Annotated in this window: 24 protein-coding genes; 23 read left to right on the top strand and 1 reads right to left on the bottom strand. The window is 45.3% G+C overall.

Annotated elements, in window-relative coordinates:
* Positions 1-159 precede the first annotated feature (159 nt).
* Complete coding sequence (locus EKN56_RS03175; protein ID WP_130590486.1) at positions 160-876, bottom strand: LexA family transcriptional regulator; 717 nt, start codon at positions 874-876, stop codon at positions 160-162.
* 133 nt (positions 877-1,009) lie between these two features.
* On the opposite strand from EKN56_RS03175, the gene EKN56_RS03170 reads away from it, so the two are divergent.
* The 23 genes from EKN56_RS03170 (at position 1,010) to terL (ending at position 13,129) form a co-directional block, all read left to right on the top strand.
* Positions 1,010-1,258: a helix-turn-helix domain-containing protein gene (locus tag EKN56_RS03170; RefSeq protein WP_130590485.1), complete on the top strand. Its 249-nt coding sequence runs from the start codon at positions 1,010-1,012 to the stop codon at positions 1,256-1,258.
* 11 nt (positions 1,259-1,269) lie between these two features.
* The gene (locus tag EKN56_RS03165; RefSeq protein ID WP_130590484.1) at positions 1,270-3,309 is read left to right on the top strand and encodes a Mu transposase C-terminal domain-containing protein; all 2,040 of its coding nucleotides are present in this window, start codon (positions 1,270-1,272) and stop codon (positions 3,307-3,309) included.
* Between the two features lie 4 nt (positions 3,310-3,313).
* Positions 3,314-4,210 (top strand): AAA family ATPase, encoded by an 897-nt coding sequence (locus tag EKN56_RS03160; RefSeq protein WP_130590483.1) that lies wholly within the window; start codon positions 3,314-3,316, stop codon positions 4,208-4,210.
* Between the two features lie 9 nt (positions 4,211-4,219).
* On the top strand, positions 4,220-4,501 hold the full coding sequence (locus tag EKN56_RS03155; RefSeq protein WP_130590482.1) for a hypothetical protein: 282 nt from the start codon (positions 4,220-4,222) through the stop codon (positions 4,499-4,501).
* Between the two features lie 8 nt (positions 4,502-4,509).
* The gene (locus EKN56_RS03150) at positions 4,510-4,704 is read left to right on the top strand and encodes a hypothetical protein (RefSeq protein WP_130590481.1); all 195 of its coding nucleotides are present in this window, start codon (positions 4,510-4,512) and stop codon (positions 4,702-4,704) included.
* A gap of 15 nt (positions 4,705-4,719) precedes the next feature.
* Positions 4,720-5,349, top strand: a complete 630-nt coding sequence (locus EKN56_RS03145) for a DUF3164 family protein (RefSeq protein ID WP_130590480.1) — start codon at positions 4,720-4,722, stop codon at positions 5,347-5,349.
* Between the two features lies 1 nt (position 5,350).
* Positions 5,351-5,551, top strand: coding sequence for an ANR family transcriptional regulator (locus tag EKN56_RS03140; RefSeq protein WP_130590479.1), 201 nt, complete (start codon positions 5,351-5,353; stop codon positions 5,549-5,551).
* Positions 5,541-5,747, top strand: a complete 207-nt coding sequence (locus tag EKN56_RS03135; protein WP_130590478.1) for a hypothetical protein — start codon at positions 5,541-5,543, stop codon at positions 5,745-5,747. The genes EKN56_RS03140 and EKN56_RS03135 overlap by 11 nt, the downstream gene beginning before the upstream one ends.
* A gap of 88 nt (positions 5,748-5,835) precedes the next feature.
* Positions 5,836-6,261 carry a hypothetical protein gene (locus EKN56_RS03130; RefSeq protein ID WP_130590477.1) on the top strand — a complete coding sequence of 142 codons (426 nt, stop codon included), beginning with the start codon at positions 5,836-5,838 and terminating at the stop codon, positions 6,259-6,261.
* Complete coding sequence (locus EKN56_RS03125; protein WP_130590476.1) at positions 6,254-6,643, top strand: hypothetical protein; 390 nt, start codon at positions 6,254-6,256, stop codon at positions 6,641-6,643. The genes EKN56_RS03130 and EKN56_RS03125 overlap by 8 nt, the downstream gene beginning before the upstream one ends.
* The gene (locus EKN56_RS21535; protein ID WP_313770512.1) at positions 6,640-7,308 is read left to right on the top strand and encodes an HD family hydrolase; all 669 of its coding nucleotides are present in this window, start codon (positions 6,640-6,642) and stop codon (positions 7,306-7,308) included. The genes EKN56_RS03125 and EKN56_RS21535 overlap by 4 nt, the downstream gene beginning before the upstream one ends.
* The gene (locus tag EKN56_RS03115; protein ID WP_130590475.1) at positions 7,308-7,709 is read left to right on the top strand and encodes a gp16 family protein; all 402 of its coding nucleotides are present in this window, start codon (positions 7,308-7,310) and stop codon (positions 7,707-7,709) included. Before EKN56_RS21535 ends, EKN56_RS03115 begins: the two co-directional genes overlap by 1 nt.
* On the top strand, positions 7,706-8,140 hold the full coding sequence (locus EKN56_RS03110; protein ID WP_130590474.1) for a Mor transcription activator family protein: 435 nt from the start codon (positions 7,706-7,708) through the stop codon (positions 8,138-8,140). The genes EKN56_RS03115 and EKN56_RS03110 overlap by 4 nt, the downstream gene beginning before the upstream one ends.
* Positions 8,141-8,154: 14 nt before the next feature.
* On the top strand, positions 8,155-8,652 hold the full coding sequence (locus EKN56_RS03105; protein ID WP_130590473.1) for a hypothetical protein: 498 nt from the start codon (positions 8,155-8,157) through the stop codon (positions 8,650-8,652).
* Between the two features lie 79 nt (positions 8,653-8,731).
* Positions 8,732-9,256: an N-acetylmuramoyl-L-alanine amidase gene (locus EKN56_RS03100; RefSeq protein ID WP_130590472.1), complete on the top strand. Its 525-nt coding sequence runs from the start codon at positions 8,732-8,734 to the stop codon at positions 9,254-9,256.
* Positions 9,253-9,498: a hypothetical protein gene (locus EKN56_RS03095; RefSeq protein ID WP_130590471.1), complete on the top strand. Its 246-nt coding sequence runs from the start codon at positions 9,253-9,255 to the stop codon at positions 9,496-9,498. Before EKN56_RS03100 ends, EKN56_RS03095 begins: the two co-directional genes overlap by 4 nt.
* The gene (locus EKN56_RS03090; protein ID WP_130590470.1) at positions 9,489-9,728 is read left to right on the top strand and encodes a hypothetical protein; all 240 of its coding nucleotides are present in this window, start codon (positions 9,489-9,491) and stop codon (positions 9,726-9,728) included. Before EKN56_RS03095 ends, EKN56_RS03090 begins: the two co-directional genes overlap by 10 nt.
* Complete coding sequence (locus EKN56_RS03085) at positions 9,721-10,326, top strand: hypothetical protein (RefSeq protein ID WP_130590469.1); 606 nt, start codon at positions 9,721-9,723, stop codon at positions 10,324-10,326. Before EKN56_RS03090 ends, EKN56_RS03085 begins: the two co-directional genes overlap by 8 nt.
* Complete coding sequence (locus tag EKN56_RS03080; RefSeq protein ID WP_130590468.1) at positions 10,323-10,577, top strand: hypothetical protein; 255 nt, start codon at positions 10,323-10,325, stop codon at positions 10,575-10,577. The genes EKN56_RS03085 and EKN56_RS03080 overlap by 4 nt, the downstream gene beginning before the upstream one ends.
* Positions 10,574-10,801, top strand: coding sequence for a hypothetical protein (locus tag EKN56_RS03075; protein WP_130590467.1), 228 nt, complete (start codon positions 10,574-10,576; stop codon positions 10,799-10,801). The genes EKN56_RS03080 and EKN56_RS03075 overlap by 4 nt, the downstream gene beginning before the upstream one ends.
* Before the next feature lie 4 nt (positions 10,802-10,805).
* The gene (locus EKN56_RS03070; protein ID WP_130590466.1) at positions 10,806-11,333 is read left to right on the top strand and encodes a DUF1804 family protein; all 528 of its coding nucleotides are present in this window, start codon (positions 10,806-10,808) and stop codon (positions 11,331-11,333) included.
* Positions 11,326-11,502: a hypothetical protein gene (locus EKN56_RS20845; RefSeq protein WP_168189594.1), complete on the top strand. Its 177-nt coding sequence runs from the start codon at positions 11,326-11,328 to the stop codon at positions 11,500-11,502. Before EKN56_RS03070 ends, EKN56_RS20845 begins: the two co-directional genes overlap by 8 nt.
* Positions 11,495-13,129 (top strand): phage terminase large subunit, encoded by a 1,635-nt coding sequence (gene terL, locus EKN56_RS03065; protein WP_246019952.1) that lies wholly within the window; start codon positions 11,495-11,497, stop codon positions 13,127-13,129. The genes EKN56_RS20845 and terL overlap by 8 nt, the downstream gene beginning before the upstream one ends.
* Positions 13,130-13,131 lie beyond the last annotated feature (2 nt).

Here is a 13,131-nt window from a genome sequence, read left to right as displayed (position 1 = left end):
AGTCCGACGCCTTTAATTGCAAGGCTTGAGGCTCAGATTGATAAAATCTTGCTATTGCATAGGAATGATTAAAACTGAGCTTTCTTGCGCTATTTATTGCATAACTATAAGCAGAAACTAAAAAGGTTTAAACAGGTTTTAAACCTTATTTAATTATCACTATAAATTCCGACCATACCAAACAACTTTCCCTATGATGCAAAAATCGTTCGGCGGGTTGTTCAAATCAACGGTAAATGACTCGTAAGCCGAGTTAGCACTGGAAAACTTTAATATCTCCCCCGGTAATCGCTGGACTAGTTTTACGAATAAGTGACCATCGATTCTAAGTACATAGATTCCCTCTTTTGCGTCAACATCAGCATGATTAATCAAGATAACATCTTTATCATTGAGAATGCCTTCCATCGAATAACCCTGAACAGATATGACGGATAGTTGTTTAGGGTCTGCGCGCAGATACTGCTCAATCCAATACTTGCGAAATGCCATTAAAAACGACGGTTCCTCTGTTTCATTCCAAGCCCCATCACCCGCCGCCGCACTGACGTTATAACGGGGGATAAAAGCAAACTCAGACGTGACGCCGCTATCATCTTTAAACTTCGGCCCTTCACCAGTAGCCAGCCATTCTATTGATACACCCGTGTATTTTACGAGTGATAACAGATTATCTAATGTTGGTAATGTAGCCCCTGTTAGATATTTGTGTAATCCACCATAAGAAATCCCCACATCTTTAGCAAATGCACGAATACTTTGTTTAGGGCCGATAAGTTCTTTTAACCTAGTTGAAAAACTGGTTCCTATTTCATCCGCTTTAATCGGAACATTGATTCCTTTTGGAGTCACTAGTTCCTTTGGTTCGTAACTCATTGATTCTTTTCCTCAATTAAAGCTAATAACTTAAGATTAAAAATATTCACAAAAAGAACCATTAAAAGCTTGATTGGTTCCTTTTGTTGATCAATACTATTATTGCTTTGTATAAGAACTACGGGTTATTACTATGCATAACTGTACAGAATCGCAGAAATTGACTCCGAATGGAATCAATAATCTTATTGACTGGCACCCAGCGGATATTATTTCAGCATTAAAAAAACGGGGAACTAACTTATCAAGGCTTTCTCGGGAGTCTGGTTTAGGCTCTCGAACACTACACAACACCTTGTATCGTAAATGGCCCAAAGGTGAAATTTTGATAGCAAATGCTCTCAACGTACAACCTGATGTTATTTGGCCTAGCCGGTACTAATGGGGGTTGTTATGTGGATTACTGTTGCTGATCTTGTTGGCTGTAAAGGACTTCCATCAACTGAAAGAGGTTGCCGGAAGTTATTGGATAAAGTCGCCCTCAATATGCCCGATATTCGCCGTAAAAAGGCAGGCTCAAAGGCGTTTGAATATGACGTAAGCTATCTACCTAGTAACATTCAGTCACTAATAGAACCACACTTATTAAAACACGTCATCACATCAAGAGCACCTCAACGCAATGTGGCAAAACTGGACACAAAAAAGACAAGTAATTCATCAACACTGGATTTAATGCGTCAGTGTCCTTCGCTGCTTGAAAATAAAATAAATGAACTCACAGATAACCAGCGTCAAATTGCAGACGCAAGAATGAGTTTAGCTATTGAAGTTCTAAGAATTGAAGAGCAAGCCAGTACAAGTCGAATTCGGGCTATTCGTTTCATCATTGAACAGGCTAAAGCGGCGGCGTTACCAGAAAGGTTAATGCTTGCTGTGAATAGAGCAAACGCCCGAAAAGGTTCTACAAGAGTTATTGGGGAGCGTTCTTTAAATCAATGGGTTGTTGACTATTTACGCGGTAAGGATGCTGCCGAACGACTCGCATTGTTAGCTCCCGGACATCATAAAGCTAAGAAGGCTGTTGAAATATCATGGCTTCCGATGTTTCTCGCCATCTACCGTCAACCGAACGGAATTTCAATTGCTGAAGCATATCGCCAATTTTGTGACGAATGGGCGACAGTTTATGAGGGGCAACCAGCAATGTTAAATGTGGTTCCCTCTCTTGATGCGGTACACCGCGCACTAGCTAAACTTCCTAAAATCACCCGAATGAAAGGCCGTGTCACTGGTGCTGCTCTTCGGGCAATTCAAACCTATGTTAAGCGTGATTGGTCACAACTGACTGTTAACGATGTTTGGATCGGCGATGGTCACGGATTAAAAATGAAAGTGGCACACCCGGAGCATGGACAGCCGTTCATTCCAGAAATTACGCTAATTATGGATGGTGTATCACGATTTGTTGTGGGCTGGAGTATCAGCTTGTCAGAAAACACCATCGCGGTTGCTGATGCTTTACGGCATGGAATGTCCCGCAATGGGCTTCCATTGTTCTACTATTCAGATAATGGTGGTGGCGAGAAAAACCATCTGTTCGATGCAGATATTACAGGTATTTTGCCACGTCTTGGCGTTGGTCATGAAACAGGTATACCGGGTAATCCGCAAGGCCGAGGCATTATAGAACGTGCTCACCAAACCATTTTGTTTCGCATTGCTCGCCAATTTGCAACCTTTCACGGTTCCAGTGCTGATCGTGATTCTGTCCGTATCACATCACGTCAAATCGTGTCCGCTGTTAATGCCAGAAACCAAGACAAAGAGTTATCGACAACCCAACGAAACGCACTTGCAAAGCTCCCTAGCTGGAATCAGTTAATAGACGCTATTGAAGACGGTGTCGAGTGGTACAACAGCCAGCATGAACACAGCGAGTTACCAAAACGCAACGGGCGTCATATGACCCCTGCATCATATCGCGCAGAACTGCTGGAAAAAAACGAGTTGCATTATTTGTCTGAACTCGAACTTCGGGACATGTTCATGCCGCAAGTTGTACGCGTGGCGCAACGTGGGTGGCTTTCCGTATTCAATAACGAGTATTTCGCCGAAGAGCTTATCAATGTTGATGGCGAGCGTGTTTCTGTTGCTTTCGATATTCACAGCGCAGACAGGGTCATCGTTAGAAAGTTGGACGGAACGTTCGTTTGTGAAGCTGTGTTCAATGGCAATAAACGCGCCGCATTCCCTGTCGCCTTCGTTGAAAAAGCCAGAGCAGAACGGACGAAACGCCGCCTTAATCTGGTTGAAAAGAAAGCAGAGGAAATCAAAGCAGAGTTACGCCCGGTTATTGGCATTGAAAATAAAGACTTTAGTTCCCTGCTGTCAGGTGAGTTCCAGCATGTATCCGAAAATCCAGAACCTATTTTTATGTTTGAGTCTGAGCGCGAAGAGTATCGCGCAAAACAACTGAAAACCGCGAGGTAATACCATGTCTTTAATTAAAAATGAGTTAACAGAACTAATGGCGAGCAAGGGCTTTAGCCAAGCCAAAGTAGCAAGAGCTATCAGTGTCAGTGGCTCAACGCTTAGTCAATATTTGAGCGGTAAATATCCGGGCAATATTAAAGCGTTAGAAACTGAAATCAGCGCTTTTATTGAACGTTGTAACGAGCGTGACCGGTCACACAATATCACTATTCCATTTGTGATGACGCCATCCGCAAAAAAAGGATTGGAACTGATTAAACTCGCTCATGAGTGTAAGGAAATCAACGTTCTTTATGGTGAAGCTGGACTCGGAAAAACCATGATTTTAAAGCGCTATGCTGAGGAAAATAAAAACACAGTCATCCTGATTGAAGCCGACCCCGGCTATACCGCAAAAGTGTTACTCGGTGAACTATGCCGCCAATTAAATCTATCTGTTGTTGGCAACTTGCATGACCTGATTGAAGCCTGTGTCGGAAAGCTCAACGGCTCAGATATTGTCCTTATTGTTGATGAAGCTGAACTCCTGCCATTTCGAGCGCTGGAAGTCCTGCGCCGGATTCATGATCGTTCCGGAGTCGGTGTCGTTCTTGCCGGAATGCCTCGTCTGATTTTGAACCTGAAAGGCAAGCGCGGGGAATTAGTCCAGCTCTATAGCCGCGTGGGGTTTGCCTTGAATCTTGGAAATAGCTTACCGCGTTCTGATGTGAAGGCTATCTCAAGCAGTGTTATTGACGAATTAGACGAAGAAACCGAAGACGCTTTCTTCACTGCATCGAAGGGAAATGCCCGACGTTTATCTAAGTTGCTGCGAGGTGCTGTTCGTGTGTGTCGTATTAACGATATGAATATCAATGCTGCGGCTGTTCAGCAATTCGCACAAATGCTGATTAATTGAGGGGGAAACATGTCACCAGTTAATAAAAATAATGCAGCGTTCACAGGCTCATTACCGAAAGTTGAATCAGCTTTGTTAGAGCTGACGGCTCAGGGAATTAACGTCACTGACGTTAACTTATGCCAACCGTCTACACCGACGATTCATGTTGAATATAGTCCGGCTTTGACTCGTTTTATCACTGAAAGAATCGCTGTTTATTACGCCTTTGGGTGTAAGAGTGGCGGTAAATACAAACAGGCTCAATACCCACTACACGGCTGTCGTGTGGTGTGGACTGAGTATCACTAGGGGGCTACGTGGCAAAAATTATCATTGAGTTAGAGGACTGCGAAGAGATGGTCGGTGTTAGTTGCCGGGTTGAAAACGGGAACTCCGAGTTTACGAACAAGGTTGCTGATATCTTCGCCGCTTCATTAGGGCCGGTTTGCCAAGAAAAAATGCAGGCGGCAGTCAGACAGGTTAATCACCAACAGAAGAAAACTGTTCATTAATTCAAGGGCTTTATCATGACAACAAAAATCACAGAAGAACTTATTCAGGCGGGATACTGGAAAGATGCTCGCGGTATTCTGACCCCGGAACATTTAATCAAGCCAATTGACCGCGAACGCGATCAGCTTGTTAAGGCTCTGGTTGAACGTGCGCGGGTAATTAGTAGTGACCTGACGACGTTTAAACAACAAGCGTTTGCTGATATTCAGGCATTAATTGACCTGTCAGCGGAACAGTACGGCGCACAAATCGGAGGTAAAAAAGGCAATCTCACCTTGCATAGTTATGACGGAAAATACCGAATCCAACGTGCAGCACAAGACCGCATCACGTTTGACGAACGTCTACAGGCAGCAAAAGCCCTGATTGATGAATGTGTTAAAGAATGGATAGAAGGAAGTCGCCCGGAGATACACGCGATTGTTTCTCAGGCGTTTGATACTGACAAGGAAGGCAATATCAATACCGGACGTGTATTGGCTTTGCGTCGCTACGATATTGATGACGAACGTTGGAAGCAAGCAATGACTGCTATTGGCGAAGCGGTTCAAGTCATCGGTAGCAAGTCATATATCCGGGTTTATGAACGCGTCGGTGATACTGACGAATATCGTCAAATTCCGTTAGATATTGCGGGGGCTTGATATGGCTAATCGTGCTTTCCGAATGGTTTCACAACGGGCCGTCAATGCTGAGAAGTCCGGCAACTATGCGGCGGCTTATACCTATTGGCATGATGCATCCTTGTTAGCCATTAAGCCTGTTAACGTTTGGCATGCAGAAACCCGTCGGGACTTTTGCGCGACCTGTAATCGTTACGGATGGGGGAAGAAATATGCGAGCTAAGGAGTTTAACCAGAAATATCCAGTTGGTGCTGGTTTTATTTATCAACCAAATAAAATTTTACGTGGTGGTCGTGCTGTTCGAACGCTCGACAGGGCCAGAGATTTAAGCAATTGCACCACTGTTGAAATTAATTGTGAACCGTATTGGGTGAATATTGATTCATTAACTCCAACGTCTGGAATAACTAAACAGTAATACTTTAATCAATATTTAAAGGCATTTTAAAAATTAATTGGCGTAAACCCGCCGGGGCTGGCTTACGCCAAAATTAGGAGTAATTAATATGATTACTAAAGAGAAATGGACAGAAATTGAAGCTGAACTCCGCTATGACTTTGCGCGGGTTACATTCAAGTTACATGACCATTTAATCGAGGTTTTTCGGCAATATGCGGGGGAAGGTCGAACCGACTTGAATGTTTATGTTGATGGCAAAATCAGCTTCGCGTGGATGCGCGCTGATAATGCCATGCACCCGTTAATCACCCAAATATGGGGCGCTGAATCAAAAGCAAAATATAGTACCAAGTTTATTAAGAGTGTTGAAAAAATATGGGGTAAGCGCGCAGCTAAAAAAGACTATCCAGATTTACGCGATCGGATTGTTTTTTATGTGCCACGTTTTAAAAAAGCATCGGTATTGGTACGTAAGTATAAAAAAATTGCCGGGCTGGAGCTGATTAGTATAGGTGGTGCCGTTTATGACTAATCCTAAATCCAAAGAGCAAGCCGCAGCTCGCAAACGTCGTCACCGTGAACGCCAGCGTCAGGCGTTCGGGCAAAACAGGGTTGAGTTAGTCTTATCAACGCGTGAAAAAGTTATGCTCCAAGAGGGATGCCGACTTCGTAATATCGGCGGAGAGCCTTATTCAATAACTGAATACATTTCCCTTTTAATCATCTGTGATTATGAACGCCTACATAAACAACTCGCAACCTTGGGGCGCTGCCCTAACTGTGACAGTACGTTACCTGAGGGTTGCGGGGGAGTCTTTAAAGGGGATTCTCAGTGCTTCCATACTCGAAATTTTAGAGCGCTAAATTTAACTAATGTGACCGGTCACGCTAATTTAGAGGGGGACGTGTTATGACATGGCTTTGCACAGTATCAGGCCGTCAAGTTGATTACCTGAACCCAACCGCAGACAGTATCGATATTTCTGATATTGCACAAGCACTGGCCCATACGTGCCGCTATTCCGGACACGTTCGGTCATTCTATAGCGTTGCTCAACATTCCGTCATTGTGAGTCACATTGTACCAGAGTCGTTCGCTCTTGAAGGTTTGTTGCATGATGCCGCCGAGGCTTATTGCTGCGATATTCCCTCACCACTAAAACGCCTGTTACCTGATTACAAACGCATAGAGAATCGCTTTGATTGGGTTATTCGTGAAAAGTTCGGATTACCTTTACTCCCAAGCCATAAAGTGAAACAAGCTGACTTAATCGCACTGGCAACAGAGAAACTCGATCTCCGAATTGACTCACATAGAGAGTGGCCCATTTTAAATAACGTTGCTGCTATGCCCTTCAATATTGTTCCGCAATCCTCACACGTCGCAGAGGTACTATTTATGGCTCGTTTTCGTGAGTTGTGCGGCGAACCATGCACAGGAACAGATTTACAAGCCCTGCAAGCGTTTGTCGCTTGCGATGGTGATGACGGCGAAGGTCAACGGCTTAACGAAAAGTTAACCCGTTTGATTAATTCCGCAGTGGAAGAAATCAAACATTATCGTTATGGGGGTGAATAATGGCTAACCTCATTCAGTTAATCCACATTGGAAAAAATGCGTTGCAATGGTCTGATGATGTTTACCGGGATGTTTTATACAGAATTACGGGCTGCACCAGTGCAAAGCAATGTAAGCCCGAGCAGCAACAGAAAATCCTTGATTACATGAAGGAGCAAGGCTTTACCCCAGAAAAGAAAAAAGACCACGGACGCCGCCCTAACGTTTCCGCCGGGCGTGAGCGGACGTTAAATAAAATAGAAGCTTTGCTCACTGACGCGTCCCGCCCTTGGGGGTATGCAGAAAGCATGGCGAGTCATATGTTTAAACAGCCTGTTATTGAGTGGTTGACCGACTCACAGCTAACAAAGCTTATGCAAGCTTTGATTGTTGATGCACGTCGCCGGGAGGATAAGCGATGAATCTTGAAGAGTTAAAAGATTTCTTGCCAGGCAATATTCAGGAAGTCGCCGAAATCATCGGATATCCGGCAACGTTGAAGCTGGTTGAAAAATTGGGTGGAATCACCTTTCCGTTTAGTAAGGGGGTGGGCGCATTCGGTAAAACCCGAATTGCACTGTTAGTTCAGGCCATCGGGAAAGACCACGCAGATAAGTTGATGTCACATTTCGGCGGAGAAGATTTTTATATCCCTCGTTGTGCGGAGGCACTACGTGAACACCGTAACCGCCAATTTTTATCCGCATTTGATGATATGAAAAACGCGGGGGAATCAGCATCAATGAGCCTGACAATTCTTTGCCCTCAGTTCGGTTTTTCTGATCGTTTTGCGTGGGAGTTATTAAGTAAGTACAATCGCACCGATGCCAACAAACAAGACACCTTATTTTAAACGGAGTTAGCGCCATGAAGTTAAAGCTATTCGCAGCCACAACATTGTTAATCAGCCCATTGTTATTCGCTGGTCAGGTTGATAACTCCGCGATGGTTAAGAAGTATCATGCACAGTTAGAGGATGTAAAAAGTCTTTTAAATGAAACAATAGTAACAACAGTCCTTAGTGTTCATATTGCTGATGCTTATCGACAGTTTGGCGGCGTTCTGCCAGAAGTTACCGCACACAGCAAGCACATTCAACGATTGAAAGAAGATGCCGAACATTTGTTCGGGAATGCATTAACTGAGACGCCATTTCCAAATTGTCGAGAACTGGTTTATGATGCCGACAAGATATGGGGATTGCGGTTGGATTTAGCGAAAACCAACAAAGCACCGGGCAAAGAGATATCTTCCGCCGAGGATAAGTTTGTTAAAGCTCAAAGCGCATGTGTTAATGAAATTAAAACACCGCCTCCAGCAAAAAAAGATGAGTCAAAAACGGCGATTATCGATATCACCTCTTAGCCCCCTGAACCCCATCACACCGCCTAAAACCACATAAAAAGTAACACTAACACCATCTTTAATCAGATGGTGTTTTTTTATGTCGTATATCAACCGAATAGTTATTCATTGCGCCGCCACTACCAATGGTCGCCGTCTCGCCAACGCTCGGGAAACTGCCGCCGCTGTTATTGACCGTTGGCATAAAGACCGGGGCTTCCGTCGTTCAACGCCGTTCGTTAATGAATTTAGTCCCGGCCTGCGTCATATCGGTTATCACTTTGTCATTGATACAAATGGAACCGTTGAAAAAGGCCGGGCAATTGGTGAAACCGGCGCTCACGCCAAAGGCTACAACACCGGCTCAATTGGTATTTGTCTTGTAGGTACGGATAAATTCACGCAAGCACAGTGGGAAGCATTGGCGCTGCTTTATGCTGATTTAGTCGAAAAGTATCCTCGCGCCGTTGTTTGTGGTCATCGTGACCTGTCCCCCGACCTGAACGGCGATGGGAAAATCACATCAAACGAATGGACAAAAATTTGCCCCGGCTTTGATGTTGATTCTTGGGAAACGCAATTGCTCTCCCCACGTGATGAGTGGATTTGCGAGGAACACCTATGAGTGGCGCAATTCTTGAACATTTCATCAAGGCAATTCCTGAACTGAAAAACCGGCGTTATTTACAGGTTTTTGAAGATGCTCGCGAAGCGCGAATCGCACTGGCCTTGAGTGGCAAGCCTAATGATAAAGCACCGTTATATAGCCGCAATGCAACTTATCAGTACATTTACCGCAAAGGTTGGTACAGCGTAACGGAATTTGATATCAGAGCCGCCAAGCTGGAGGCGTCACAATGTCAGTAAAAGAACGCGCATTACAGCTCATCACAAACCCAAACGGACGGATGTCAACATCAGATACGCTGGTTGTTTCTGCGTTTATCTCATCAACGTTAGTGCTGCTTTACAGCACGTTTAAAGGTGATTTAACCGAGTGGTTATTTCTCGGTTATATCAGTGCGTGGGTTGCTCAGTCTCAGGCATCAAAACAAGCCGCCATTAAACGTGACCGGGAGGTTAGCAACCATGAATAGCATTCTTGCATTTGTGATGAATCACAAAACTATCTTTATCAAACTTACTATCAGTGTATTGCTCTTTGGTGTTGGCTGGGCCGCCGGGACGAAGGTATCTGCCATTGCTCATAACATGACGCTTAATGACTTACAGGCCAAACACGCAAAAGCTGAATTGCAATGGGAGTCTGAGCGAAAAGCCGCCGCAGAACGCCAAATTCGGGCGTTAGATGCTGCCGTTCAAAAGCAACAGAACGCCACCACAGAAAGCCAGCGAATAACAACACAACTGCTGGAGACGCAACAGCAGCTATCAAAAACTGAACGTGAACTTAAAAAAAGGATTAATGATGCGACTAAAAATGATGGGCGCAATTTTAATGGTATTGGCCCTTACAGCTTGCAACTCTACCGCGCCGCACTCGGATATCCCATTGATAGTCGATGTTTGCCCGCAAATACCAGCGGCGCTGCTGGTTCTGCCAGTGAAACCACCTGCCCCGGAGCCGGGTTATCACCAGAAGATATCCTCGATCATATCACCGACTACGGCACCTACTGCCGCACAATCGAAAAGCAATTAATCAGCATTAAAAATTGGGAGCGCAATAAATGACTGTTGATATTGCATTTCAAATTGCGCTAGCACTTGCCGGAGTGTTCGGTGGGATATGGGTTAAACGTTTACAGGATGATATTAGCCGACTACAGAACGAACAGCAGGCATTAAGAAAGGAACTCTACGAACGCTACCAGCTAAAAGAAGAAGCCCACAAAGACGTAGGCTCCATCAAAGAGTTAATCGGAGAGCTGAAACAGCAGCTTAACCGCATTGACAGCAAACTCGACAGGAAAGCTGATAAATGAGTAAAGCAAAAAAGTCCAAGCGCTTAACCAGTCGGAGCACTGCCACAGAACTGGAAGAGTTACGAAGCATTAGCGCCCAATTAAACCGGATAGAAAATCGTATTGATGCCATCCATCCGGCATCAGTGAAAAGCGGTGCTATTGCCGGAGCGGTGGCGGGTGGTATGTCCGGCGGTCTGGTGTATGCCGCCATCGAAATTATTAAAACAATATTAAAGGTTTGACGTAATGGCGCACCCACGCGAAACAAGAGACAGGCTCCGCCGTTCCTATGTGTTTGATGGGTTATCAATGGAGATTGCCGCAGCACAACTGAGCGTTTCATTTGCAACGGCTCGCCGTTGGAAAAAAGATGCGCTCGACAAAGGGGACGATTGGGAGAAACAAAAGTCCGCGCACATGATGGCAGGAGGTGGGCTTGAGGATGTTTCGCGTTCCCTGCTATCCAATATGGTTATTCAGTTTAAAAGCACGATGGAAGCTATCAACGGCTTTGATATGTCTGTCATTGAGCCTGAAAAGCAAATGCCTTTGCTGGCAAAGCGCGTCGAAATGCTGGCAAGCCTTGCAGATGCTTATAACAAAAGCATATCAGCCAGTAAGCGTTTGTTACCAGAAACCAGCCAACTGGCCTTATCTCTGGAAGTTTTACAAAAGCTAGGTGTATTTATTTCAGAACACTACCCGCAGCATTTGCAAGCCTTCGCAGAAGTCCTAGAACCGTTCGGCGAGGTGATAGAGAAATCCTATGGATAAATTAATTAGTCTTGGCGATGGCGTTCATGTGATGGCATCTCAAATTATTTCAGTTGAGTTAAAAAGTGCTTACTTTCAGGAAACAATCATCACATTAACTGATGGTCGGATTTTTACGACCTACAAAAAAGACATTGCCTCTGAGATTAACGAGGCACTTCGTGGCTAAGAAATTCTCTATCCGCGAATTTAAAAAGAATCTGGCGGAGTATGCCGCCAGCGTTCGTCGAACCATTGAGGCTGATTGTGTCGGTTTTGACCCTGACCCGCTCGCAGTACAGGAGCGCCGGAAATTAGTCAATGAACTGGACAGCGGCTATGAGTATTTTGTTAATAACTACTTTCCACACTATGTCCGCCACACCGACAAAAGCGAACTACACAAGCACTTGTTTAAGCGTTTGCCTGAAATTGTATGTCAGCTATTAGGCCAAAATGATGCTATCGCCGCCCCACGTGGTGAGGCAAAGTCAACGCTAGTCAGTCAATTATTCGTGCTCTGGTGCATCATCCGGGGGATAAAAAAATACCCGGTTATCATAATGGACAGCATAGACCAAGCTTACCCCATGCTGGAAGCCATCAAGGCCGAGATTGAATTTAACCCGCGAATAGCAATGGATTTCCCCGAAATTGCCGGAGGGGGGCGAGTCTGGCAAGCCGGAACCATCGTGACCCGAAACGATATTAAGGTCACGGTTGCGGGCAGTGGTAAGAAATTGCGAGGGTTGCGTCATGGTGCTTATCGTCCTGACTTGGTGGTGCTGGATGATATCGAGAACGACGAACAGGTCAGAAACCCGGAGCAACGGGACAAGCTGGAAAACTGGTTGAAAAAAACCGTGATGCCGTTGGGGGCCGCTGGGGGCAAGCTTGATATCGTCTATATCGGAACTATCCTGCATTACGATTCCGTATTAGCCCGGACGCAGAAAAACCCACTTTGGAAAACAGCCAAGTTTCAGGCCGTCATTGACTGGCCCGATAATATGGATTTGTGGGATAAATGGGAAGAAATTCTCCGCAACGATAGCCCGGAAGCGGCAGAACTGTTTTATAAACAGAACGAAAATGACATGCTCAAAGGTTCCCGCGTTAGTTGGGCGGCTCGTCCGCTGTATGCCCTGATGTTGATCCGCGTTCGGGATGGTCATTCAACCTTTGACAGTGAGTATCAAAACGACCCGGTATCTGGCGAAGACGCCATCTTTAAAGGTTGTATTAACTTTTGGATTAACCGTTTAGCCGAGTGGGTTTTCTACGGTGCCGCAGATCCAAGTTTAGGTCTGAAAGGCGCAGGCCGTGACCCATCAGCGTTACTGGTTGGTGGAATGAACCGGACGACCGGCATTCTGGATGTTGTCGAAGCCTCGATTAAAAAGCGGCTCCCGGACAGAATTATTGAAGATATCATCACGTTTCAACTTGAATACGGTTGCGTCTTATGGGTTATTGAAACCGTACAGTTTCAGGAATTTTTAAGAACTGAACTGGTTAAACGCTCCGCAGAACGCGGCATCCCCGTACCGGCTCGGGCTGTAATACCACACACCGACAAAATATTGCGAATTGAATCCCTCCAACCGCATATAGTAAACAGCTTGATCCGTCTTCATCCATCACAAAAGACATTAATTAGCCAGCTTGAGCATTTCCCTAAGGCCGATCACGATGATGGGCCAGACGCCCTGCATATGCTTTGGGCGGCGGCGCAATCAGGCATCGGCGGTCAGTTCAAATATACTCGTGTACCCGGCAAACGTGGTTCGCGATTCGGCTCTAAGGGGGGCTGGTAACT

Source organism: Limnobaculum zhutongyuii (assembly GCF_004295645.1).
In the GTDB taxonomy this organism is placed as follows: Bacteria; Pseudomonadota; Gammaproteobacteria; order Enterobacterales; family Enterobacteriaceae; genus Limnobaculum; species Limnobaculum zhutongyuii.
The sequence above is the reverse complement of the archived record's forward strand: the minus strand, read 5'-3'. Positions and strand labels throughout refer to the sequence as shown.

What these genes read in the sequence shown, in the direction of transcription:
- EKN56_RS03175 (WP_130590486.1), bottom strand. Translation starts at nt 876, where the DNA reads ATGAGTTACGAACCAAAGGAACTAGTGACTCCAAAAGGAATCAATGTT.
- EKN56_RS03170 (WP_130590485.1), top strand. Translation starts at nt 1,010, where the DNA reads ATGCATAACTGTACAGAATCGCAGAAATTGACTCCGAATGGAATCAAT.
- EKN56_RS03165 (WP_130590484.1), top strand. Translation starts at nt 1,270, where the DNA reads ATGTGGATTACTGTTGCTGATCTTGTTGGCTGTAAAGGACTTCCATCA.
- EKN56_RS03160 (WP_130590483.1), top strand. Translation starts at nt 3,314, where the DNA reads ATGTCTTTAATTAAAAATGAGTTAACAGAACTAATGGCGAGCAAGGGC.
- EKN56_RS03155 (WP_130590482.1), top strand. Translation starts at nt 4,220, where the DNA reads ATGTCACCAGTTAATAAAAATAATGCAGCGTTCACAGGCTCATTACCG.
- EKN56_RS03145 (WP_130590480.1), top strand. Translation starts at nt 4,720, where the DNA reads ATGACAACAAAAATCACAGAAGAACTTATTCAGGCGGGATACTGGAAA.
- EKN56_RS03140 (WP_130590479.1), top strand. Translation starts at nt 5,351, where the DNA reads ATGGCTAATCGTGCTTTCCGAATGGTTTCACAACGGGCCGTCAATGCT.
- EKN56_RS03135 (WP_130590478.1), top strand. Translation starts at nt 5,541, where the DNA reads ATGCGAGCTAAGGAGTTTAACCAGAAATATCCAGTTGGTGCTGGTTTT.
- EKN56_RS03130 (WP_130590477.1), top strand. Translation starts at nt 5,836, where the DNA reads ATGATTACTAAAGAGAAATGGACAGAAATTGAAGCTGAACTCCGCTAT.
- EKN56_RS03125 (WP_130590476.1), top strand. Translation starts at nt 6,254, where the DNA reads ATGACTAATCCTAAATCCAAAGAGCAAGCCGCAGCTCGCAAACGTCGT.
- EKN56_RS21535 (WP_313770512.1), top strand. Translation starts at nt 6,640, where the DNA reads ATGACATGGCTTTGCACAGTATCAGGCCGTCAAGTTGATTACCTGAAC.
- EKN56_RS03115 (WP_130590475.1), top strand. Translation starts at nt 7,308, where the DNA reads ATGGCTAACCTCATTCAGTTAATCCACATTGGAAAAAATGCGTTGCAA.
- EKN56_RS03110 (WP_130590474.1), top strand. Translation starts at nt 7,706, where the DNA reads ATGAATCTTGAAGAGTTAAAAGATTTCTTGCCAGGCAATATTCAGGAA.
- EKN56_RS03105 (WP_130590473.1), top strand. Translation starts at nt 8,155, where the DNA reads ATGAAGTTAAAGCTATTCGCAGCCACAACATTGTTAATCAGCCCATTG.
- EKN56_RS03100 (WP_130590472.1), top strand. Translation starts at nt 8,732, where the DNA reads ATGTCGTATATCAACCGAATAGTTATTCATTGCGCCGCCACTACCAAT.
- EKN56_RS03095 (WP_130590471.1), top strand. Translation starts at nt 9,253, where the DNA reads ATGAGTGGCGCAATTCTTGAACATTTCATCAAGGCAATTCCTGAACTG.
- EKN56_RS03090 (WP_130590470.1), top strand. Translation starts at nt 9,489, where the DNA reads ATGTCAGTAAAAGAACGCGCATTACAGCTCATCACAAACCCAAACGGA.
- EKN56_RS03085 (WP_130590469.1), top strand. Translation starts at nt 9,721, where the DNA reads ATGAATAGCATTCTTGCATTTGTGATGAATCACAAAACTATCTTTATC.
- EKN56_RS03080 (WP_130590468.1), top strand. Translation starts at nt 10,323, where the DNA reads ATGACTGTTGATATTGCATTTCAAATTGCGCTAGCACTTGCCGGAGTG.
- EKN56_RS03075 (WP_130590467.1), top strand. Translation starts at nt 10,574, where the DNA reads ATGAGTAAAGCAAAAAAGTCCAAGCGCTTAACCAGTCGGAGCACTGCC.
- EKN56_RS03070 (WP_130590466.1), top strand. Translation starts at nt 10,806, where the DNA reads ATGGCGCACCCACGCGAAACAAGAGACAGGCTCCGCCGTTCCTATGTG.
- EKN56_RS20845 (WP_168189594.1), top strand. Translation starts at nt 11,326, where the DNA reads ATGGATAAATTAATTAGTCTTGGCGATGGCGTTCATGTGATGGCATCT.